The organism is Spirochaetales bacterium, assembly GCA_016930085.1.
Lineage (GTDB): Bacteria > Spirochaetota > Spirochaetia > SZUA-6 > JAFGRV01 > JAFGHO01.
In genome coordinates this window covers 1-21,338 of record JAFGHO010000130.1, presented here as the reverse complement: position 1 = coordinate 21,338, position 21,338 = coordinate 1, and the positions used below count along the sequence as shown (strand labels likewise).

The following is a 21,338-nucleotide window of genomic DNA, read 5'->3' as shown; positions in this document are numbered from 1 at the left end:
CGGTCTTGAGGGGCTACATATCGGAATAACCAATGTAAAAACGGGAAGCGGACCGTTTTACGATGCCGGAGATTCATCCGAAAAACCGATGTCGCGGAAATGGCGGTATATAACTTTTTTTAACGCCTTCATCTGCGCTTCGAGAAAGCGTTCGTTTTCCTTTTTATCGTGATAGGCTTCGCATATCGTCCCTCCGAACATGAATGTCCGGTAGACATCATATCCGAACTCGCCGTCATATTCCTTTTTATACGTACTCAGTATCTTCGCTTTCATTCTGACCGGGAAAAAGGGTTCGCGTTGTCGATGATCCGGTGCGGGAATGATGACTGATTTTTCGGGATAAACACCGTACGGGTTTAACCTGTTCTGCCAGAGTGGGGTATAATAGGCGGAGTTCATCTTAAGACGTGATGTCCGTTCGCTTTTCGGACAATACGTACTGACGACTTCGATATACTCGAGAACGACAACGTCCCACATTTTCGTTCCGATCGAGATCTTGCCGACCGTTTCCGTTTCGTGTCCGCCGGAGTTTCCGGTGGTATCGTATTGTTCCACGATTTCACCCTGAACACCGTAGACATAGTTTGAAAAGTAATTCCAGTCGGCTTTTCCGATGCGAAGCATTTCTTCTGCATTGACCTCGAATTCGGGCCCCGCCGCGCTTTTTTTGTATCCGAACGGTACACCCCGTTGCCGCGTAATCGGAAGATATATCTGATGGTAACCGAAAAAGACGTTAAACCAGATCGATCGCGAATCGCTGTAATCGCAGATACGGCTTTCTGGGCTTCCGGGCCGGGATATTACCGCGGACTGGCAAAACGGATAACCCGATATTCGAAACGGTCGGGGCGAAGCGGATTGTTCGACAGGATTTTATTCGGGTCCGATTTCTTTCTCTGCCTGCTCAAAGATCGTTCCAACAATCACTATCTCAAAACCCTGTCGCGGTTCGGAGAAGCAGATCCCACGGTGATGATGAAGCTAGGTCATGATAATCCGAAGCGCTTTCTCTTCGGGTGAAAGCTTTTTTTTTGCAAAAAGCAATTTATTTTCTTAAAATAGAAGTATGAAAAGTCTCGGGATCAAATTGGGTATTCTCTATCTTTTCCTTGCCATTATAAATATTTCGTTTTTTACCATTCTCATTCATATTAATCAGGTCGACCTGATCGTGAAGATAAAAAAATACGAGTCGATCCAGTTCGCATCGGATATCTCCTCTGAAATCCATGAGTTCGTCTCGACTATTAACCAAAGCCTCGATCAATACCCAGTTGTCGCGGCTTTGGAAAAGGCTGTGGAAGAAGCATGCTTGAGGATTTTGGGCAAAACTGATTTTATTCTGTTTAATGCGGATAAAAGAGTGATATTTGAATCGAATCCCGGGGACTTCTCTTTCGACGAAAACTATGTCATGGAAGCCCAGAACGCAATAACAAAACGGGAGTTTTCAAACAGGCTGTTTACCGCATCGTTTATCAACGACAGGGAAATCCATTTTTATGTCCCGCTCGATATATTGAATATCGACCCCGTCATCCTCCTGTTCAGGCTTGATGTTTCCGATATCCATGAAAACCTTGGAATCATTTATCGTATCGTGACGATTTTCATTGTTTGTATCATGATTTTTCATGTCCTGTTCGGGATTATCCTTCACCGGATAGTGCTTTCTCCCATCAATATTCTCTCCGCGCGCAGTCTGGATATCAGTCAGGGCGACTACTCGGCGCGGGTTAACCTCAAGCGGTCGGATGAGTTCGGAAATCTTACCGCCGCGTTCAACAGGATGGCCCAATCGATTCAGGAAAAAATCGAATATCTCGACAGGATGAAAACACGGCTCGAGATCGAACTCCATATGGCATCCGAGGTACAGAAATCGATTTATCCCAAATTAAGGAAAACAAAATATTTCGATATCGCGATTCATCACCGGCCGCTTATCGAGGTAAGCGGTGATTATCATGATATCTTTTCAATCGGGAACGATCGCTATGGATTCATCATAGCCGATGTCTGCGGGCATGGGGTATCGGCAGCCCTTATTACGATGCTTATCAAGGAAAAGTGCGAGGAAATCGCCGGAACCTGCACGGATACAAGAGAATTTTTAAAACAGATCAATCATGTTTTCGGCGATATGGTCAGTACATACGACAAGTTCTTTTCCGCTTTTTACATGATTTTCGACGGGAAAGCAAGCTCGATCTCATACACGAGTGCCGGACATATGAGTGCCTTTGCCGTCAGGGAAGACAAGATTATCAAACTCAATACACAGGGCTTCATGATAGGATTTTCTAAAAACTTCAGTGAAAGTTTCGAATCAAAAAGCATGGATCTGGCAGATAATGATAAAATCTGCATTATGACGGACGGTATTTATGAAGTATTGAACGCAGAACGGGATCAATACGGATACAGGCGATTAATTGACCTCTCCCTGAAAACGGCGATGCTGCCCGCTGACGAAATGCTTAAAGTCATTCTTTCGGACACTTCCGCTTTCAGGGGAGATTGCGAACGGAACGACGATGAAACCATGATCATCATCGATGTCAAGAAACGGGAGGAGCGCGGCCAGGCGGGATGACGGCAAGGATTAAAAGCTGGCTTTTTTTCATCATTCTCTGTATTGCCTCAGGGATTATTGTCCTGGGAATGGTGATATTGAACAACAATGTGACGAAAATCGGTATTGTCGAATTGAACGGATTTCTCAATGACGTCAACAGGGAAGAATCGAATATCGACTACCTCGGTATGGTGAGTAAATTCAAACTCCAGATGGATTTATACCGGGACACGATCGACCAGCACGAGAAGGATAAAAAGGAATTGCGAGTGGCAATGGCGATTTCGAGTTACAGCGACTCCCTTCTCATTTACAACAGGGAAAATTTCACGATACTTACCGATGCCGTCATGTTCGTCATCAATCTTTTCAGAGTGATCCTCGATAAACCGGCTCTTTCACTCGATTCGGAAAATCTGACCGACAACGACCTGACCCTGGCTTATTATTACGAAAGGAATTATTATTACGACAAAGCGCTCGATATCTATGACCGGACGTTGAAAAATACAGATTCCGATGAAAAAAAAATACCGATCATCCTGATCCATAAGGCGTTTTGTCTTGCCCTGACGGGAAGGATGGATGAAGCGAGGGCTCTCTTAAAGGCCGTCATAGAACAATATACCAATGAAAACGCCGCGTTTACCGCCGCACTCCTTCTCCAGTATATCATTTTTTTTCAGCAGGAAATCGACAAAACAAAGGCTTCCGACGCGAGCGACCTGGAAAAATCTGAAAAACTCTACAAATTAATCGCCTATGACGATGCCATCGAAATTCTCGATTCGATGCTGGTTCAGGATGAAGAACAGAAGGATAAAATACAGTACCTGAAAGCCCGCTGTTATGAAGAAACCGGGGAAAAGGAAAAGGCGTATGAGATTTATCAGGAAATTATAGAAGAAGACGGCGATTCGGAAATAGCCGAGCTTTCCAACAACCGGATGCTTATCATAGGAATACTGGATAAACAGCTCGAACGGTTGAAAGAGCTTGCGGAGGAAAACAACAGGAAAATTCAGTCGGACGGGTTTTCGGAGATACTCGAGGTGACGGACCAGTATGAAGAGACGGCGGACGAATCATTTCAGGACGCCTTGATCGAAAGGGAGATTGAGAAGGGTGATGAGGATAAACCGGGAGAGGCAGTTGAAACGTTTGTCGAAAAAGCCGTTGCCGAAATCAAGAAAAAGGAAGCGGAACCGACGGCGGCGGTTCAACCGACCCCCGTAAATAGAACGGCGACACCCCGCGGGACGGCGGGTGAGGGAAGAACGCCTGTTCCGGAAAAGACCGTGGTATCGGAGATTACCCCCGTTCCCGTACAAACACCGCCGCCCAACCTCGACCAGGTGAAGACGGAAAAAGAGGACGGTTCCTACCTGATCACCCATAAATCAAAGGAAGGCATTTCGTTTAAAATTGATTATTACAGCAAAGCGGGCGTGCTTCAGTATTATATCGAATATATTTATGATTATGACGGTAAAATCGTCGGGGTGGTGAAAAAAGATGACAAGGGCAATATTATCGATTGATCCTCACCGAATGGGTTTATCGGCCGGTTTTATTCGGGACGCCGCGGGTTATCACGCTGATCATGATATAGTACCGGTCATCGGTAATGATATTTCCGACGGGATTCAATTGTACCTGCGATTCCGGAACACCGCGCTCGATAAGATAGGTTTTTACCGCCAGCGCCCTCAATTTGCACAATTCCAGTTCCCTGATGGGGTCCATGATTAATTCGGAATATCCGCTTATCGAAACGACAAGTCCGGGTTCATCGATAAGGACGGCGGCGATATCATTCAGAAGCGGCAGTGATTGTTCCGAAAGCTTTTCATCAGTGAAATCGATATCGTAGAAATTGAGTGTGTCGCCCGGTGAAGCGTCGATCAGCTTTTTTACCGCCGGATTGTTTATGTGGTTTCCCTCCCGGTCGTTCCCGGAATTATCGTTTATATCCGAATCGTCATGCGGTTCAACGGAATCGGTACCGGGATGTACGGGAGGAATATCGCCCCGGATATTGTTAATGAGGAAAGTCTTGCCGCGTTGTTTCCCGATATTTATGGTAAGGCCGATGTGACCCCGAACCATCCATGATTGTATGGCTTCAGGGAGTATTTCGTTGGCATATCCCCAGTATAAGGCGTCGATTTCCGCGAAGATCCGCAGCCACGGGATACCCGGATTGTATGTCGTTCTTATCCCCAGGATATTCGCGCAGTTTTCCGTTACCGATGAGGAGGTGACAAAAAGCTGAAGCCGTTCGATGACGTCAAGCTGCAAATTTCCGGTCAAAAAAAATGTCGAACCGAGCAGAAACTCGATTCCGAACAGGCTTTTCCCAAGCCAGCCGGAATCGTCGTAATTAAAGGAGGAATTGTTCCATAATACACCCGCGCCGGCCTGAAGGCGAAGCCATGAGGTCATTTCGAAGGAGGTAACGATATCGCTGCCCGTATTCAGCCATGCACCGATCAATTGCCCGGTATCACGAGAGCTGTTGAAGCTGACATACTCACTCGTCAGATCCAGACCGACTGAAAACCAGTCGAATCTGATTCCCCCCGCCCATGCCGTTGAAAACGAGATACCGTTGAGTTCATATTGAGTTTCATAGAACCATGGGGCACTCTGGAGGTCGCCCTCGAGGTAGAGATCGATGTCGCTCCATATGGTATACTGCGATAAGACGCATAATATAATAATGAAAAACGCGGTTTTCCTTCTCACGCTATCCGTTTCTTTATATCAATATGCCTTACTCCGATATTGTCCTCAGCCGTTATCCCTATTCCCGGTCCCGTTTCCTGCCGCCGGATGCATGATAAAATAGGGATATAGTTAAATTTAACAGCTTGCCGCCGAAAAATCAAATTTTCAAGATAAAAAACAGCGTTATACCGTCAAAGAAAAAAAGAAGGACACCGATACCCCCTATAACGCGGGAGCGAATGCCGCCGCGGCCGTTACCTGTTTTCCGGCCGAGGAGTCCGTCGACCATCCGTTCGTCACCGAATCTGCCGCAGGAACCTCGCGCGTCGATCCGGCAAACGAACCGCCGTTTTTACTATTCGCCTGAACGGTCTGGTCTGGATGCGAGGGTGCGACCGTTCCGTCGTTATTTTCGTCCTGGTATCCGTCGAATATCCAGGCGCCGTTTGACACGGTGGTGATACCCAGGGAAATGAGATTCGCCGAATCCGTCGCTTCGGAAGCGGTGGTTTCGGGGGCGGCCTGTTTTACGTTGATGACCGATATCCCGTACATGGCGCATTTCACCTCTTCCGATGAGGTCGCCTGTATTTCATACATGCTGCCGGATAGGGCCGGCAGGTCGTTATCGAGCATATACCATACTTCGGCCATGACGAGACTGCCGCCGCCCGTGATGTTTCTCGTAACGGCGCGGGTCATCTGCTTGTGGTCAAAGGTAACCGCTGTCGAAGGAAGGGTGTCATTATCGCTTTCGATTCCAACGGCAACGATGACGAGTCTGTTGTTTCCCGAATCATAATTGAGATCAATATAAAAGGTGAACGTGGTCCCGGTATAACCACTCGAAGTAAATGTGGCCTTGTAATCCTTGGCAATCGGTTCGTACGATGGTTCGGGTGTCGGAGCCGGAGAAGGATTCGCAGTGGATTCCGGCGGGATAAAGGTGGTTATATGAAAGGGATTGTAGAGTTCACATCCGGAGAAACAGACAATAAAAGGAATTATCAGAAGCAACAGCGGTATCTTTTTCATTCCCCCATCCCTTTCCGGCACCTCGCCGTTTCATAAAGCGTATATGTGTCGTTTTTTTATTCGAACGGGCTACATGAAATCCTTTATAAGATACGGTTTTTTGTAATTTTCATCATTCCATTGATTAATATAATGCAATTTTTCCCTGTTTTCAAATAGTATGTATCATGCCTGCAACTCAATACTGATCGGCGTATTTCCACCAGGCGATCGTCCCGATTGTTCCGGCCAGGCATGTTGTCACAAGAATGACATAGCTCGCCGCCGAGAGTTCGCTGCCGGGCCCTTCGACCGCGCCGGCATAGAGCATCGGAACGGCCCAGGGGAAATATGGCCCTAGGCCGATGTTGCCGAAGAGGTTGGCGAAGCCCATGCAGCCGATCACGAACCCGACCGGCGCCAGGTAGCCGTGTCCGGCTGACGCGATAAAGGCGGCGGGCGGGGCGAGCAGCAGCGAAAGCAGCGCGGTCGTCACGCAGATACGGATATAGTCGAAAAGCGCCTGTTCCGACCAGAGGGGGAGCTTGATAATGAATCCGGCCAGAAGCCCGGTGGCGATGATAATGACGCTTATCAAAAGACTCCAGACCGCCGTGGCGAGCAGTTTGGATATGACGATACTTGTCCGGGAAGAGGGCAGTGCGAGTATGTCTTTTACCGTTTTATCAGAGTATTCCCTGCCGAAAATCCAGGCGACGACGAAACCGAACAGGATAATACCGAGAATGCCGATGATCATTTCGAGAAAACCGAAATAGGACGGCCAGTCCGCGGACACGGCCGCAAGATCGACCTTGGTTTTCAACAGACCCGGGGGAAGGATATCCGGGTGCATGATGAAGTACATGAACATTCCCATGATCGCGGAAATAAAAACCGAAATGCCGATGGTAATGATGAAAATCAAGGATTTTCGTATTTTCAGCAGTTCGATACCGAGTGATGCCGTTATATCTCGTATCATTGTTCTTCTCCTATAACCCTTAAAAAGTACGATTCCAGGTTCTCCCTGTGCACCTCGAGGTAAAACGGGGGAAACCCGCCGTTCACCAGCATTGCATTGATGCGTTCCGGGTTCAGGCAGGCGCCCGGATCGTCCACCCGAAGCGGCCCGCTCTCCTCGTCACTGACAATGACCCCCCTGCCGTTCAGCAGGGCGGCCGCCCCGTTCCTGTCCCGTGCGTCGATGAGAAGAGATTTTTTGAGAAACGAATCAAGTTTGTCCGTGTCGATCTCCTGGACCATGACGCCTTTGTGTATGATTCCGATCCTTGTCGCGGTTTTGGCGATTTCGGCGAGGTTGTGACTCGAAACGAAAACCGTCACCCCCCGGTTTTCCGCGTAATCCTTCAAAAGCTCGCGGATTTCGACGATACCGGCCGGATCGAGGCCATTGGACGGTTCGTCGAGAATCAGGACTTCCGGATGGTGCATCAAGGCTTTCGCCAGACCCAGGCGCTGGGAATTCCCGTGGGAAAGATGACGCGCCTTCACATTCCTATACTCGTTTAATTTTAAAAGACCGATAATTTCCGTTACCGTATGCTTTTCGTTCAGCCTGCGCAGTCTGCTTACGGCGGCGAGATTTTCGCGGACCGTCAGTTCAGGGTAGGAAAAGGGGAGTTCGACCAGGTAACCGACCTTTTCCCAGGGTCCCGTCCTTCCCGGGAGGATTCGTTTTCCGCACAGCCGGACTTCTCCCGAAAGCGGCTGCACCAGGCCTAAAAGCATGCGGATGGTGGTCGTTTTTCCCGCGCCGTTCAAACCGAGAAATCCGTAGATTTCGCCCTTTTTTACGGTAAGCGAGACATTGTCGACCGCCTTGAGGCTTTTGAAATGCTTTGTCAAACCGGAGGTGACTATCACATTACCGTTATATCCTGTCGTTGACATGAACGTCTCCTTTACTTCGTTATCAGATAATCGCCGAGCATATCGATAAACATCGCTTTCGTTGCTGCATATTCCTCCTGCGTGTAGTCCTCCCGGTGCAGAACCAGGTAGAAGATGAGTTTCGTCACCCCGGTAAAACCCTTCATATCGAGTGTCCTGAAAACACCTTTTTTATTCCATGTTTGGTAAAACGTCTCGAACACCTCGTAATCCTGCGCCATATGGTCCTTGATCCTCTTTTCGGGCAGTTTTCTCATCAGATATTCCATATCCGAGGAGATAAGCCGTTTAAAAATCGGGGTGCTTTCCATCAATGTAAAAAAACCATCGAGAAAGGCCTTGAAACTCTCGCGGGGGGATTCGCTTTCCGGAAATACTTCCCCGAAAAGCTTCGCCTTGAATTCACGTTCGGTTTTTTCCAGAATATCGAAAAAAAGCTCTTCTTTTGAATTGAAAAAGGAATAAAACGACCCTTTGGAAATTCCCGAGGCCCCTGCGATGTCATCCACCGTCGTTTTCTGGACGCCGTATTGATCGAAAAGCCGTGCGCCTTCGGTTAACAACTTGTCCCTGATTAATTCCTTTTCCTGTTCCGTAAAACCTTTCGGCATATCACCTATCCTTATATTCTATATGACTATATAAGGAAATATAGTCATATGGATATTAACATGATATGGTTTAAAAGTCAAGCGTTTGTATTATTCGGTTTTCCTACTCCAAATGACCCAACCACCACTCGGCACTTATTATTGAGAGATGTGCTTCTTTTTTATATATGTGAGAATCAAGTACAACCTGTATTCCGGGAATTCCAAGCAGTTCGGAAAAATAGCGCAGGTTTTTACCGAAATGATTATCCGAGACTTTCGCTTCTACAAGAAACCATGGCCTATTGTCTTTCTGTACCAGAAAATCAACCTCTTTTCCGTCTCTTGTATGAATATAATAAAGGCCGCAGTTGGCAAGTCCTAAATCCGTCCAGAGGGTGACGGCTTTAAACAGATGACTCGCCACGAGATTCTCAAATCTCTTTCCGATATTATCAAGCTGGGACCAATCCCAGAGATAGTATTTTGGTCTTTTCCGGATGCTTCTGGTGATCTGTTTTGAATATGGCTGTATTTTATACACAATGTACAATTTTTCAAATACGGACAACCAGGATTGAATGGTGGGGACGGAAACGTTCAGGTCCTGTGAAAGTGACGTGTAACTGAATAATGAACCGATTCGTTCGGGAAGTAATACCATGAGGTTTTCCACGATACTTACAAGTTGAATATCCGATAATTCTCTGAGATCTTCCCTGACCAGCAATGCCCTTCTCTGGTTCGACCATCGTCTGTGTTCCTGCTCGGATTGTGAAATAAAAGGTTCAGGGAAACCTCCGAAATGGATCAGTTCATCGAGCCCCCGTCGATTTTTTACCGGTGCATGGATATCTTCGGGTAATGAAATTTTTTTCTTATTCAATTCCGCCAGAGTGAATGGATGTAAATGATACAAATAGTATCTCCCCAAAAGGCTGTCGCCGGATTTCTGATATATATCCAGTCTGGCGCTTCCCGTCAACAAGATATGTAATGTTTCCCGGTACTTGTCATATACTCCTTTCAAATAGCTTTTCCACCGCTGGTATTTATGGAACTCATCCAGACAGACCCAGGCATCTTTATTATATTCTTTTTTGAATATTTTTCTTCTGTCGTCATTGTTGTCATATAATAAATAAATTCCATTTTTTGCATTGATGATTCTTTTTCCTAATGTCGTTTTTCCCACCTGCCGCGGACCTGCAATGAAAACCATTTTTTTATCGAGATCATCGACAAGATGTTGTTCGATATTATGTTTTAACATCATGGTGAGAGTATAATTATTTTTACGGCAAATGTAAAGCGGTATATATAAATGCCGGACAAATATAAAGCATGATTTATATTTGTCTCGCTTTCACAATAATTAAGGATGTGATTTTATGAACGAAAATAAAGATTGACAATGCGGCAATATTGTATATGCTTCATGACAGAGAATATGAAAACAATTCCGGATATGCAAAAGACGAAATATGGTTTACTAATGGGTATCATTCTCTGTATCTCCTGCCTGTCGCCGCCCGCGGTTGAAAAAGAGATATGGCAGCGTATAAACCGTGAATTACAGACTATTTTGTCCGAGGACGATGGTTTGAGGATCACGAACCTGAGGGGTTTTTATTATCCCGGTATGGGTATGTATATCCGGGGATATTATGACGGCGTCCTGGATATAATGGAATATTTCAAACCGGATACTGACTATGACGGTGTGGAAGGTTCAGTTACCGTTCTCAATGATTGCGGCTATTTGATGTACAGGCTCGTTGATATCCGGGACCTGGATGAAAATGATTCGTTTTTTTTCTTTATAACGAATGGAGAGGACGAATTGTTCCGGATGTGGAAAATGGAAGAGGCGCTTTCATTGGTTGCCAGGTTGAAATCGGATGAGTCAATGATCACAATGTTTCCACTCGAAGAGTTGATAAAAATCGGTATATTAAACGGCCGTTTTTCCACGGGAGAGGGCATCGAGTTTTACGATACAATGAACGAAGCATCGATCACGCTGAGGGAATCCATGCGATCCTTCGGTTTTTCTCACATTGACGCTTTTATCTTTCCGGGAATCAGTTTGTGTTTTATATGCGAGATCGATGAGATATCGGAAGAAAAGCAAAACGAAGTTGATTCTCTTTTTTTAACGCAGAACGGGAACGATATACCCTTTATTACGGTTTACCAGAAAAGAAAAGACGTGTCGGTTGTGTATTCGTATGATATAGAAAACCATGGGTATAAATATATCGTGTATGACGAATAGTCCGGGCGGTATATCGGTTTTGCTGCATTTCGCTTTCTTCGAGATTTTACGAAAGCATCGAATATTTTCCGGGAGACTGCCTTTTATATAACCAGCACCTTTTTCCCCTGCTTTTCAGCGATCCTGCGTGCCTGGAGACAGAAGCTTTCGAACCGCGCTTCGAGAAGCTGCGGGTAGGGGTTGCCGTCCGCCTCGATGGTGAGAAACGGGATCCGTTCCTGCGCGGAAAAACCGTTCGGCGAGTAGCCGCTTCCGGCCATCCGGTAGGCCTCCCGTTTCGATTCCATGTCCGCGTTGTTCGAGATGACCGCTTCGGTGAACCGGACGGGCATGCACCCGAAGGGCCCGATATTGACGATACCCGCGTAATGTTCCAGTGAATCCCGCAGCATGACGCCCATGATGAGTCCGGGCTCTCCTTTGAGATGGTTCGGGACAATATGCTTCGAATATCGCACGATATCCGCGATATTGATTTCCTCGGGTTTGAATAATCCGGAAGCCGCCATAATATTCTTGATTTTCCTGTCGATATGCTTCTGGGTTTTGTCGGAAATCGTGAACTCGAGCCATCCAAGAAAGGTGTGGTCGGCGATATGGAGGCCGTTTTTAATCATGTAGTTGAGGTAGTAGATCCACTCGCTCACGTGAGAGACCCGGGCGATAAATCCGCGTTCGGCAAGTCTGCGGGCGATATGCTGATTCGAAAACGAATCACGCCGCACGAATATTTCTCCCATCACCATGACGTGGGGGGCTTCTTCGAGGGGTATTTTCAGCTTGACTTCTTCCCTGAGCCGTATTGCCGATTCCCTGAGTTGCCGGTACAGGGACTTTTTCAGCCTTCCGGCCAGGACATCGCCCGCCTTTACGTATTCCTCTTCGAGGACGGCAAGACCCTTTTCCGGGTCCTCGGCGACCGTCATGATCGTGTTGCGGATGTCGTCGAAAACGTCCCCCGTCACGAGCGCCTTCCATGCGGGAAGCGCGAAGGCGGGGCCCAGCCCGGCGTACCGCTCCTCGTTTGCAAGAGAAATGATCGCCACATCCTCCAGTTTTTTCTCCCGGATCAATATTTTCATGTACACATGGTACTGTCCCAGGCGGCAGTAACCGGCGGCCCTCGGCTGAAAGACGATGAGTTTCTCGCCGGGTTTCTTCTTTTTTTCGATATAGTCGAGCATGAATCCCACGCAGATGATCATGGGAAGGCATTCCTTGCAGGTCGTCACGCCGCGGCCCGCCCTCAGGACGTCCGCGTCCGCGATGGGCAGCGCTTCGGCGCGGATTCCGAGTTTCGAAAAGACATCCGCTACAAGACGGTTGTTGTAATCGCCCATCGAGGGGAGAATCATCTTCACATCGGGATGCGTCAGGGAAAAACGTTTCCCCTTCGAATCGATATAAGTGGCGCCCTTGTTGTCGACGACGATCTCTGCCGGCCTGAAGCCATTTACCTCGATATCCCGCACGTTCTTCTGTACCTGAATGTAATTGTGAATGATGTCGAGAAAGGCCTCTATCCTCGTGTTGATGCCCGCGTCCGCCGTGTGGCCGTCGAGTTCGAGGGTAAGAGAGGGTTTCGTTTCCATGATCCGCCTGAAATAGGAGACGAGCAGCGAGTCGATCGCGCAGAGAAAATTGGTGATATAAATCCCGAACAGCTGCCGGTCTTTTTTGACGAGCTGCGAGGCCCGGATTACCTGATTGCCCATTTCCCAATGCATGTAGTCATGGTGGGGCGGAGCGATCTCTTCCTTGTCGTACGGGAGCATATCGTAGGGAATGACCATGTAGCCCCGGCTTGTCAGCTTTTTGGGAATTCCCTTGTTTGCCAGTTCGGCAAAGGCATTATAGGGCCTTCCGATCAGGACCGTCGCGATTTTTTCGGGGTCGCGGTGAAGCTCGTCCAGAACCTTTTTCCCGATCTGTCTGAGTTCTTCTTCAAAGGCTTCCTGTACGGCGACCGCCCTGGTAAAGGCCTCGTTCGCCTTTTTTCGCGTAAAACCGAGTTTGGCCGCGGTTTCGACGAACGGCTTTCTTCCCTTTTCCCATCCCCCGCCGAAATTGACGGTCGGCGCCAGTATCTTCTCCCGGAGTTTTTTGTCCTTGAAGACCTGCTGCATCCAGAAGGCTTCACCCTGGACAAAGATACAGGTGGCGGAAAACTCCTTTCGTTTGTTTCCCTTCGGGACGTACATCTCCTCGATATGTGGCATGAAATAATAGTCGGGGTTTTTATCGGTGAGGTTGTCGAACAGACCTATCGCGATCTGGGCCGGATAACAGAGGGAGGAGGTCTGCCGGTTGAGGGCCTCCTCGTTCATGCCCTCGGGAACCATGACCGAACACCCCAGTGAGGAAAAGAAATTGTAAAAGAGGGGGAATATCCGGTGCGGGAGAAAGCTTTTGTTGATGCCGATTTTCAGGGCGCCTTCCGGGACCTGAAGAACCGGCGCGTATTTGTCGAAAACAAGCGATTTTCTCAGCTTCACCAGGTCGAGCTTTTCGTCGTCGACATTGATCTTGAAGCGGAGGTTGTAGTAGCGGTTGCATGCGCCGCCGAAAGGATACACCGTGTCCTCGATCCTGATCCTGTTGATCGAACACTTGATATCGCATTTTTCCTTTCCGCCGGCACAGATAAAGGGCTTTTCATAGATCACCTTTCTGCCGATGAGGGTCGCCAGATCGAAGGATTTTTCTTCCATCAGCCCCAATTCGATCCGTTTTTTTAGTTCCAAAGCGACACCGAAGGCGCCCATGAGACCCGGTTCGGGCGGGACGATGATCGGTTTTCGGAGAATGGCGGCCATGGCAAGGGGGACCGCGCGGTTATAGCAGACGCCGCCCTGCATAAAGACCTTTTCACCGACGGGCCGGTGGCCCTTGACCCTGTTCGTGTAATTGAAACAGATCGAATAGACAAGCCCCGCCAGGATATCTTCTTTCGAAATCCCCTCGTGGGTCGCGTTTTTGATATCGGATGAAATAAAAGCCGCGCACTGGTCGTTGAAATTCGGCGGCCGTTCGCCCTTGACAGCGTATTCGGCGATGTCCTCCACGTTGACGTTGAGGGATTCGTGGGCCGCCTCCTCGAGGAACGACCCCGTTCCCGCGGAACACGCCTCGTTCATCGCGTAGTCCGAGGCGACGGAGTTGGTGATATAGGTGTATTTCGCGTCCTGTCCCCCGATTTCGAAAATCGTGTCCACGGAGGCGTCGAAATAAACGGCCGCGGCGGCGTGCGCGATAATTTCGTTGATGATGCCGTCGGTGAGGGAGTAAAGCCCCGCGATCTGACGGCCCGAACCGGTCACCCCGACCCCAACGATGTTCACCGATGTGCCGTGAAGCTGTTCGAGAAGGCTTTTATAGCATTCACGGGAGGCCTCTACCGGGTTCCCGTTTGTCCGGAGGTAAATCGAACCCAGAAAGGCGTTGTCTTTCGTCCGCAGAAGCACGGCTTTTGTCGTCGTGGATCCGACATCGAGACCGATGATACACCGGTCCCCTTCTTCCGCACGGGCATACGGTGTCGTGTTGAAGGTGACGAGATGTTCGAACTTTTTGAGGGGGGGAAGAAAGGTAAAGCCGGAATGTTCCTTGTTGAACAGATCGCCTTTCGAGGCCTCTCCCCGGTCGAACGCTGCAATAGCGGCGCCCAGGGCTTCGAAATACGGGGCCTGTTCCGGAACCACGACGTCGTTCAACTCGTTTTTGATATGGGCGATAACCGCGCTGTTCTGCGCCGTCCCGCCGACAACGAGAATGCGGTTGTTCGGTACTTTGGCGAGCAGTTCGATGATCTTCTGCGCGATCATGTGGCAGAGACCGGCGGTCACGTTCGCGATCGGCTCCCCCTTGTTGAGGGCGTGGGTACAATCGGATTTGCAGAACACCGAGCATCTTCCGCTTACCGCATACGGCGTGCCGGTATGGGCGAGTTCGACCGCCTCGTTTACCTTGAGGTTCATCCGCTTGATCTGCTGGAGGAAAAACTCGCCGGTTCCGGAGGCGCATTTGTTTCCCGTCGAGATACCGGCAATCTTGTGGTCGTGATCGAGCCGGTAAACCATAAAGGTCTCCCCGCCCGCCGCAACGACAGCGTCGAATTTACGGCTTTTGCCGGTAATATAGTCAATGGCGTATTCGACCGCCTCGGGTTCCGTAATTGAAGGAAGGTTGACGAACTGGCGGAATTTTCTTCCCGTGACCAGAACGGGCGTTCCGCCGGTAGTGAGTTCGTTGACGACCTTTGAAAATGTCTCTTTCGGATTGCCTTCATGGGGCCGGATCATTACCTTTTCGACGGTATATGTTCCGTTATTCCGTGATAATTCAACGGCACTGATCGTCGAAGCACCAAGGCAGATACCGAGTGCTTTTGACGTATCCGCTTTTGTTTTTTCATGCATGGGTTTTTGTCCTCTTCACGTAATTTTTTTAATCTGAAAAGATGAAAAAAAGGTAGTGCAAAAAGCGTTTTTTGTCAATAATTTCGGGGAGATAATTATGTTGGCGCTTTTTTGATTACTGCTTTCATTTCACTGTGACAGTCATTAATATATTTCCATATATGCTTTCAATTATGATTTTCTTTTTTTTATCTTGACAAAAGCCTTGTAAAGCATACTCTTATTAAGTGGAGTTTGATTTCCTGTAGAGACTGTCAACCGGGGGTGACAATGTGATGAAAATAATTAAATCAGTCGTTCTTTTCCTTTTCATCTGCGTTCCGGTATTTTCAGAGAACAAACCGATTATCACTGTCCTGGATTTTGAAGCAAGCGGTATTTCGAAGGCGGAAGTCACGGTTTTTGTCGATTACGTTACCTCGCATATCGTCGAAACCGGGAGATATCTTGTTATCGACAGGATGCAGCGGGAAGCGTTATTGGCGGAAATCGAGTTTTCCGTATCGGATTGTACGGATGAAAGCTGCCAGCTGCAGATCGGTAAATTGCTTTCCGCAAGCCAGATAATCGTGGGAAGCATCGGTAAAGTCGGGTCCCGGTACATCCTCAACATGAAGCTTATTGACGTTGAAACGGGGGTTACCCTTAAAACGGCATCGGAAAAATACGGCTCAATCGACGACCTTATCGACGACAGCAAGCGTCTTGCAACGCGCTTTGTCGGCAAGGGAGAAGCCGTTGAAGATACCACGGAGAAAGTAAAAGAAGAGGCGGTTTCCTCGATTGTTTTTGAAAACCTCAGGGAAACAAGTACGGTACTTGTCGACGGGAAAGATAGTACCGGTGCGGTATTACATAACCGTCTGGAATTAGAAGCCGGTAAACATACCATTATCATAATGACGCCCGGAATGAAAGATTTCAAGAAAACCATAACACTCAAGAGCGGTACGGAACAGAAATTGAAGATCGCCTATAAAACCATTCCGGAAAAAGGAAAAACGACCCCGGGCACCTTCGGATTAACCGGATACATCCTCGGAGGAAGCGGTGCCGCGTTTATGGCGGTGAGTCTTGTTCTCAATATGGATGATATCGCCGCCGGCATGACGGATTCGTATGACAGCTACGCTTCAATGAAACACGGAACCTTCGGTTTCATTATCGGCGGCACGGCACTCACCCTCGCCGGGAGTGCAGTGATTATCTCATCCCTGTTGAAACCTTCCGAAACACCGGAAGCGGAGAACGCCCGGCTTCGTTTGTGGGGACTTATCCTGGGCGGCGGCGGTGCCGGATTGGCGGTGCTGGGATTCGTGTTCAATATGGATGATATTGCAGCCGGTATGACGGATTCCTATTCCGGATACACGACGCTAAAGGATATTTCCTTTGGATGCATTATCGGCGGCGCAGGTATATTCGTGACAGGAGGAATCATGTACATTACTTCGTTACTTTCACCCGGCGAAGCGGAAAACAGCAAAGCCGGGGCAACGAAGCTGTCGTTTTATCCGTTATTTGAAAACGGCACTGCAAGTTTAAATCTGCAATATTCATATTGAGGAGAGAATTATGAAGAACATGACAGTTACTCTGATAACACTCCTGCTTATCGTCGGAATAAGCGGATGCGGTTTTCTTCCATTGTCGGAAGACGAATATGATAATAAATACAGTGAAGAACGTGCGCAGAATATAGCCGTCAGGCAGGATACTACCTATTACGGTGAAAGCGATACCTATGATTTCGGGAATGTTAGTTCTAGTAAAGATGTGACATTCACGATTGAAAATTCGGGAGATGATGTTCTTCACCTGACGGGGACACCGACTGTTTCAATCAATGGCAGTAGTGTCTACTCAATTCAGCAATGGCCTCTGGATGCTATCGATCCGGGTACGACATCAGACTTTATATTACGATTTCAAAACGATTATTCTTCTGCGCAAAGAAATGCAGATATTATCATAGCAAGCAACGATCCCGATACAGAATTGTATACATTTCATGTTACCGGTTATGCCGTATGTTGATCGGAGGCATACTATCTTGATTCCTCGGATAAAATGAATCCCTGTAACGATAATCATTTATATAATAGTGAAGAACAATATATTGCCCTCACGGGCACCCCGTATCCGGCAGGCGATGGGGAGGAGTTTGTCTATAATGACAGCGGCAGGTCATTAAGCATCCTGCCGCAGTATCTCTCCGTCTTGTTGCGGCATTGCGGAAGCTTTCAAACCATTAACGCCCATGCGGACAACCTCTGTAAAATCTTCCGGCAACACGGGGGACCCGATACGATTCGTGAGGGTCTGGTCGAACTGCAAAAAACGGGCTTTCTCCGTTCAAAGACGGATATTATAAAAGAAATATCCGCCTCGAGTAAAGAAACGGAATCCCCCCCGCCGATTTCCGCCGTCGCGTGGATCTCCTGCGGAAGGACACGGGTTTTACAGCGCTGCATGGAAGGCTATATCGAAAACAATAACAAATATTGCCGTAAAGCGGCCTGCATGGTTTTCGATGACTCGAAGACCGGGGAACAACAGCAGGCCGTGTGTGCGATGCTGGGCGGGCTCGCTTCCGCGACAAAAGCGGAAATTTATCTCGCAGGCCCGGACGACAAACGAAGGTTCGTAACGGATCTCGTAAAAGAATGCGCCGAAGAAGGTTTGCCTTCGGAGGTGCTGGCCTTTGCCCTTTTTGATGAGTTCGGATACGGTCTTCCTTATGGTGCAAACTATAATGCGCTTCTGCTCGGGACGGCAGGGGACATGGTGATGTGTACGGATGACGATGCGGTTTATAAATTCGCCGAACCGGCCGGTAAAACAGACGGTCTAAAGCTTTTATCAACGTTCGATCCCACGGACCTTGTCTTTTATCCCGACCGTAACGCATTACTCAAAGAATGCCGGTTTTCTGAAACCGATATCATAAGCTGCCATGAAAAACTCCTGGGCCGCTCTCTTTCCCGCTGTGTGGCGGGTACATGGCCGCAGAAGGATATACTGCTGGACGGGGCAGCACCGGTGTTACTGAAATACCTTCGAAATCATCATGTCACGATAGCGGCAACGGCAACCGGCGTCTGCGGTGATTCCGGTTTCCGGTCCCCGTCTGCGATACTCGGATTGGAGGGTATGGCCAGGGATATCGCCATGGCCTCAAAAGAGGCTTACCTTTCCGCCATTCAAAGCAGACAGGTGTTTCGGTCGGCGGCGGCTTATACGGTGAGTTCAGGTGCATATATGATGGCAGGTAACATGGCGCTTGACAACCGGCGGCTGCTTCCCCCGTTTTTTCCCGTCCGCCGCAATACGGAAGGTGTTTTTGCTGCGGTTTTACGGGCCTGTTTTACCGGCAGCCTCATCGGGCATCTGCCGTACGCCGTCTTCCACGATCCGCTTGAAGAACGGAAATTTCAGCATGAGGCAATCCATGATATGTCGTTGAGGATTTCGGAGATCGTCATCCTGCTCGTACAATCCTTCAACCGGGACACAGCCGCCGATGATCCGGAGTCAAAGCTGCATACATTAGGCACTTATTTAATCAACATCGCGGGACTCGGTGCGCCTGATTTCAACGAATATATAAGAATAAGGTGGCTGCCGCACGTAAGCAGGTACATATGCCGGCTGGAAGAACTCCTTGCCTTTTACGATAAACGGCCCGGTTATTGGGCAAAAGACGTTTTCGGGTATATCGAAAAGATGAGACAGTATGTGACGGGCACCTCCTGTATTGCCCTGTCCGGTACGGGGGAGAGAAGCGGCGAAAAAACGATTGTCACACGGTATCAACACCTTGTAAAAAGCTACGGCGAGTTGTTGATTCACTGGCCGTTGATTATCGAAAAAACAAAGAAGCTGAGAAACGAAGGAAAGTATCTGTTGAGAAAGATGTAACAGGGAGTTTGAGATATGGATGCAAAAGAAGGTGTCTTCAATTATACGGCGGCAAGCGGCGTTATTCCCGTCAAGCTGTTCCTCGACAGGGAACTGACGGACAGCATTATCGGAAACAGGAAAATCATCCCGGTACACGTGCAATTGAATCCGACAAACAGGTGCAATCAACGATGCGCGTGGTGCAGTTGTTCGAACAGGGATACCGCAAAGGAGCTTTCATTCGATGATACGGTCGATATAATGACCAGGTTTAAAAAACTGGGATGTAAAAGCGTGACCATTACGGGGGGCGGGGAACCCCTGCTGCACCCGAAGATCAATGACATAATCGAGTACATCCATGAAAAACTTCGTATCAAGACAGGGCTCGTTACCAATGGGATCCGTGCCGGGGATCTTTCGAGAAACAACTGGAACCGGTTGACATGGGTACGCTTTTCGCTTGGCGACGGAAACGACCGGGGAGACGGATATTGGCGCAACATCAAAGACATTACCGGGCAGGCCAAAACGGATTTCTCTTTCAGTTATGTCGTGACAAAGGCGTTCAATCTCGATGCGATTGTCAACATGATCAGGTTCGCAAATGAGTGCGATTTTACCCATATCAGAATAACGACGGATATTCTTTCCGGGGATGCCGGTACCCTTATGGAAACGCTGAAACAACGGGTACATGACCTGGTCGACGACGGACGTGTCATTTACCAGGATCGCGGGCGGTGGACAAAGGGAAGAAAGCAGTGCTATATAAGCCTTTTGAAACCGGTGGTGAGTGCTGACGGCAGATTGTTTCCCTGCTGCGGCAGTCAATATATGCTCGAAAATCCTTCTCGCGATTATACGGGAGAAATGGGGGGCGTGGACCGGATCGAAGAGATAATAGAAAATCAAAGATATTATGACGGGTCCGGATGTTACCGGTGCTTTTATGAACATTACAATTATTATCTGGCTCTTTTATTGAACGGAATAGCCCATAAAGAATTCGTATGATCCGGAAATAAAAAAATCGAACAATAAAGGTTCCCGGGTTGCCCCTGACTATAAAATCAATTCAATTATTTTTGTGATTGTATTGTCGTAGTTTTTAAAATTATCCGCATCAATATTACACAGGAACTCCTTATATTCTTTCCTTACTGCTTTTGCTCCCGCATACCAGTGCAATCCGATAGAGTTATGACCCAATTTATCAAGTGAGTTCTTGTTATATATATCATCCAATTGATAGGAATCAAGAAAATAGACAATATTTTTATCCATATTACAAATAGTCACATGAAACTCTTTTTCCGCTTTTTTTAAACATTGACAATAATTATTCAGAACGGCGGGTCCTGCGGATTGATATTGAAAAAAATCAAAATTAACTTTTGATTTGCTGAAAATATAATTGAACAGATTATTGTCTTTTTTCGATAAAATAAATCCAACCGAATGGTATTCCTGGAAGCAAAGAAATGTATCATAATCACTGTTTTTCTTGATGTTAAGCGCAAGGGCATCCATCGGCTTAAAATAGAGAATATTTATATCACTGAATAAACCTCCTTCGGTACCAAGGAGATGCCATCGAAGAAAATCGGATTTATAATTTTCAGGAAGATCATTTGCCAATCCGATCGATTCAAAATCAAATGCTTTTATCATCACATCCAATTTTTTTAATTCATCCATATACGTTTTTTTTATTTCTTTTTTATTATCTTCAATAGTGTTATCTGCATTCACGGATAATGGTGATATTTCAACCGGAACAAAGAGTGTCATTTCCCATTCACGGTTCAATTTTCGATTACGTCAAGTATTTTTCGCACATTTTTTTCAGGTCCTCTCCCGAAAACGCAAGTTGTTATGCGATAGATTCCTCCTTTCCAAGC

17 protein-coding genes are annotated in these 21,338 nt (G+C 47.7%); 8 read left to right on the top strand and 9 right to left on the bottom strand.

The window, feature by feature from the left end:
* Positions 1 to 57 precede the first annotated feature (57 nt).
* Complete coding sequence (locus tag JW881_21745; GenBank protein ID MBN1700150.1) at positions 58 to 630, bottom strand: hypothetical protein; 573 nt, start codon at positions 628 to 630, stop codon at positions 58 to 60.
* A gap of 93 nt (positions 631 to 723) precedes the next feature.
* Here JW881_21745 and JW881_21740 point away from each other — a divergent pair, with 93 nt between their 5' ends.
* From JW881_21740 to JW881_21730, 3 genes are read left to right on the top strand one after another with little or no spacing between them, the layout of a single operon-like run.
* Positions 724 to 1,029, top strand: coding sequence for a hypothetical protein (locus JW881_21740; GenBank protein MBN1700149.1), 306 nt, complete (start codon positions 724 to 726; stop codon positions 1,027 to 1,029).
* 46 nt (positions 1,030 to 1,075) lie between these two features.
* Positions 1,076 to 2,605 (top strand): SpoIIE family protein phosphatase, encoded by a 1,530-nt coding sequence (locus tag JW881_21735; GenBank protein MBN1700148.1) that lies wholly within the window; start codon positions 1,076 to 1,078, stop codon positions 2,603 to 2,605.
* Complete coding sequence (locus JW881_21730; protein MBN1700147.1) at positions 2,602 to 4,128, top strand: tetratricopeptide repeat protein; 1,527 nt, start codon at positions 2,602 to 2,604, stop codon at positions 4,126 to 4,128. Before JW881_21735 ends, JW881_21730 begins: the two co-directional genes overlap by 4 nt.
* 16 nt (positions 4,129 to 4,144) lie before the next feature.
* Here the strand turns inward: JW881_21730 and JW881_21725 are convergent, their stop codons facing one another.
* The 6 genes from JW881_21725 to JW881_21700 all read right to left on the bottom strand — a co-directional run bounded on the left by JW881_21725 (position 4,145) and on the right by JW881_21700 (position 10,111).
* Positions 4,145 to 5,335, bottom strand: a complete 1,191-nt coding sequence (locus tag JW881_21725) for a hypothetical protein (GenBank protein MBN1700146.1) — start codon at positions 5,333 to 5,335, stop codon at positions 4,145 to 4,147.
* Positions 5,336 to 5,539: 204 nt separating this feature from the next.
* Complete coding sequence (locus JW881_21720; GenBank protein MBN1700145.1) at positions 5,540 to 6,352, bottom strand: hypothetical protein; 813 nt, start codon at positions 6,350 to 6,352, stop codon at positions 5,540 to 5,542.
* Positions 6,353 to 6,530: 178 nt separating this feature from the next.
* On the bottom strand, positions 6,531 to 7,316 hold the full coding sequence (locus tag JW881_21715) for an ABC transporter permease (GenBank protein ID MBN1700144.1): 786 nt from the start codon (positions 7,314 to 7,316) through the stop codon (positions 6,531 to 6,533).
* On the bottom strand, positions 7,313 to 8,245 hold the full coding sequence (locus JW881_21710; GenBank protein ID MBN1700143.1) for an ABC transporter ATP-binding protein: 933 nt from the start codon (positions 8,243 to 8,245) through the stop codon (positions 7,313 to 7,315). Before JW881_21710 ends, JW881_21715 begins: the two co-directional genes overlap by 4 nt.
* Before the next feature lie 11 nt (positions 8,246 to 8,256).
* Positions 8,257 to 8,856: a TetR/AcrR family transcriptional regulator gene (locus JW881_21705; protein ID MBN1700142.1), complete on the bottom strand. Its 600-nt coding sequence runs from the start codon at positions 8,854 to 8,856 to the stop codon at positions 8,257 to 8,259.
* A gap of 103 nt (positions 8,857 to 8,959) precedes the next feature.
* On the bottom strand, positions 8,960 to 10,111 hold the full coding sequence (locus JW881_21700; GenBank protein MBN1700141.1) for an ATP-binding protein: 1,152 nt from the start codon (positions 10,109 to 10,111) through the stop codon (positions 8,960 to 8,962).
* Positions 10,112 to 10,285: 174 nt separating this feature from the next.
* Between JW881_21700 and JW881_21695 the strand changes: the two genes are divergently transcribed.
* Positions 10,286 to 11,113: a hypothetical protein gene (locus JW881_21695; protein ID MBN1700140.1), complete on the top strand. Its 828-nt coding sequence runs from the start codon at positions 10,286 to 10,288 to the stop codon at positions 11,111 to 11,113.
* Positions 11,114 to 11,196: 83 nt separating this feature from the next.
* On the opposite strand, the gene JW881_21690 is transcribed toward JW881_21695, so the two are convergent.
* Positions 11,197 to 15,531 carry a hypothetical protein gene (locus JW881_21690; GenBank protein ID MBN1700139.1) on the bottom strand — a complete coding sequence of 1,445 codons (4,335 nt, stop codon included), beginning with the start codon at positions 15,529 to 15,531 and terminating at the stop codon, positions 11,197 to 11,199.
* 275 nt (positions 15,532 to 15,806) lie between these two features.
* Here JW881_21690 and JW881_21685 point away from each other — a divergent pair, with 275 nt between their 5' ends.
* The 4 genes from JW881_21685 to JW881_21670 are packed head-to-tail and all read left to right on the top strand — an operon-like array spanning position 15,807 to position 20,451.
* A complete protein-coding gene (locus JW881_21685; protein MBN1700138.1) occupies positions 15,807 to 17,096 on the top strand; it encodes a PEGA domain-containing protein in 1,290 nt (429 codons plus the stop codon).
* A gap of 10 nt (positions 17,097 to 17,106) precedes the next feature.
* Positions 17,107 to 17,568: a DUF1573 domain-containing protein gene (locus JW881_21680; GenBank protein ID MBN1700137.1), complete on the top strand. Its 462-nt coding sequence runs from the start codon at positions 17,107 to 17,109 to the stop codon at positions 17,566 to 17,568.
* Positions 17,569 to 17,601: 33 nt separating this feature from the next.
* The gene (locus tag JW881_21675) at positions 17,602 to 19,452 is read left to right on the top strand and encodes a hypothetical protein (protein MBN1700136.1); all 1,851 of its coding nucleotides are present in this window, start codon (positions 17,602 to 17,604) and stop codon (positions 19,450 to 19,452) included.
* A gap of 15 nt (positions 19,453 to 19,467) precedes the next feature.
* Positions 19,468 to 20,451, top strand: coding sequence for a radical SAM protein (locus JW881_21670; protein MBN1700135.1), 984 nt, complete (start codon positions 19,468 to 19,470; stop codon positions 20,449 to 20,451).
* Between the two features lie 48 nt (positions 20,452 to 20,499).
* Here the strand turns inward: JW881_21670 and JW881_21665 are convergent, their stop codons facing one another.
* Positions 20,500 to 21,246, bottom strand: coding sequence for a hypothetical protein (locus tag JW881_21665; GenBank protein MBN1700134.1), 747 nt, complete (start codon positions 21,244 to 21,246; stop codon positions 20,500 to 20,502).
* Positions 21,247 to 21,338: the final 92 nt, after the last annotated feature.

Excerpts from the sequence above, each read along its gene's own strand:
- JW881_21680 (MBN1700137.1), top strand. The coding sequence starts at position 17,107 with ATGAAGAACATGACAGTTACTCTGATAACACTCCTGCTTATCGTCGGA.
- JW881_21675 (MBN1700136.1), top strand. The coding sequence starts at position 17,602 with ATGAATCCCTGTAACGATAATCATTTATATAATAGTGAAGAACAATAT.
- JW881_21710 (MBN1700143.1), bottom strand. The coding sequence starts at position 8,245 with ATGTCAACGACAGGATATAACGGTAATGTGATAGTCACCTCCGGTTTG.
- JW881_21735 (MBN1700148.1), top strand. The coding sequence starts at position 1,076 with ATGAAAAGTCTCGGGATCAAATTGGGTATTCTCTATCTTTTCCTTGCC.
- JW881_21730 (MBN1700147.1), top strand. The coding sequence starts at position 2,602 with ATGACGGCAAGGATTAAAAGCTGGCTTTTTTTCATCATTCTCTGTATT.
- JW881_21715 (MBN1700144.1), bottom strand. The coding sequence starts at position 7,316 with ATGATACGAGATATAACGGCATCACTCGGTATCGAACTGCTGAAAATA.
- JW881_21670 (MBN1700135.1), top strand. The coding sequence starts at position 19,468 with ATGGATGCAAAAGAAGGTGTCTTCAATTATACGGCGGCAAGCGGCGTT.
- JW881_21720 (MBN1700145.1), bottom strand. The coding sequence starts at position 6,352 with ATGAAAAAGATACCGCTGTTGCTTCTGATAATTCCTTTTATTGTCTGT.
- JW881_21700 (MBN1700141.1), bottom strand. The coding sequence starts at position 10,111 with ATGATGTTAAAACATAATATCGAACAACATCTTGTCGATGATCTCGAT.
- JW881_21705 (MBN1700142.1), bottom strand. The coding sequence starts at position 8,856 with ATGCCGAAAGGTTTTACGGAACAGGAAAAGGAATTAATCAGGGACAAG.
- JW881_21690 (MBN1700139.1), bottom strand. The coding sequence starts at position 15,531 with ATGCATGAAAAAACAAAAGCGGATACGTCAAAAGCACTCGGTATCTGC.
- JW881_21695 (MBN1700140.1), top strand. The coding sequence starts at position 10,286 with ATGAAAACAATTCCGGATATGCAAAAGACGAAATATGGTTTACTAATG.
- JW881_21685 (MBN1700138.1), top strand. The coding sequence starts at position 15,807 with ATGAAAATAATTAAATCAGTCGTTCTTTTCCTTTTCATCTGCGTTCCG.
- JW881_21745 (MBN1700150.1), bottom strand. The coding sequence starts at position 630 with ATGCTTCGCATCGGAAAAGCCGACTGGAATTACTTTTCAAACTATGTC.
- JW881_21740 (MBN1700149.1), top strand. The coding sequence starts at position 724 with ATGGTAACCGAAAAAGACGTTAAACCAGATCGATCGCGAATCGCTGTA.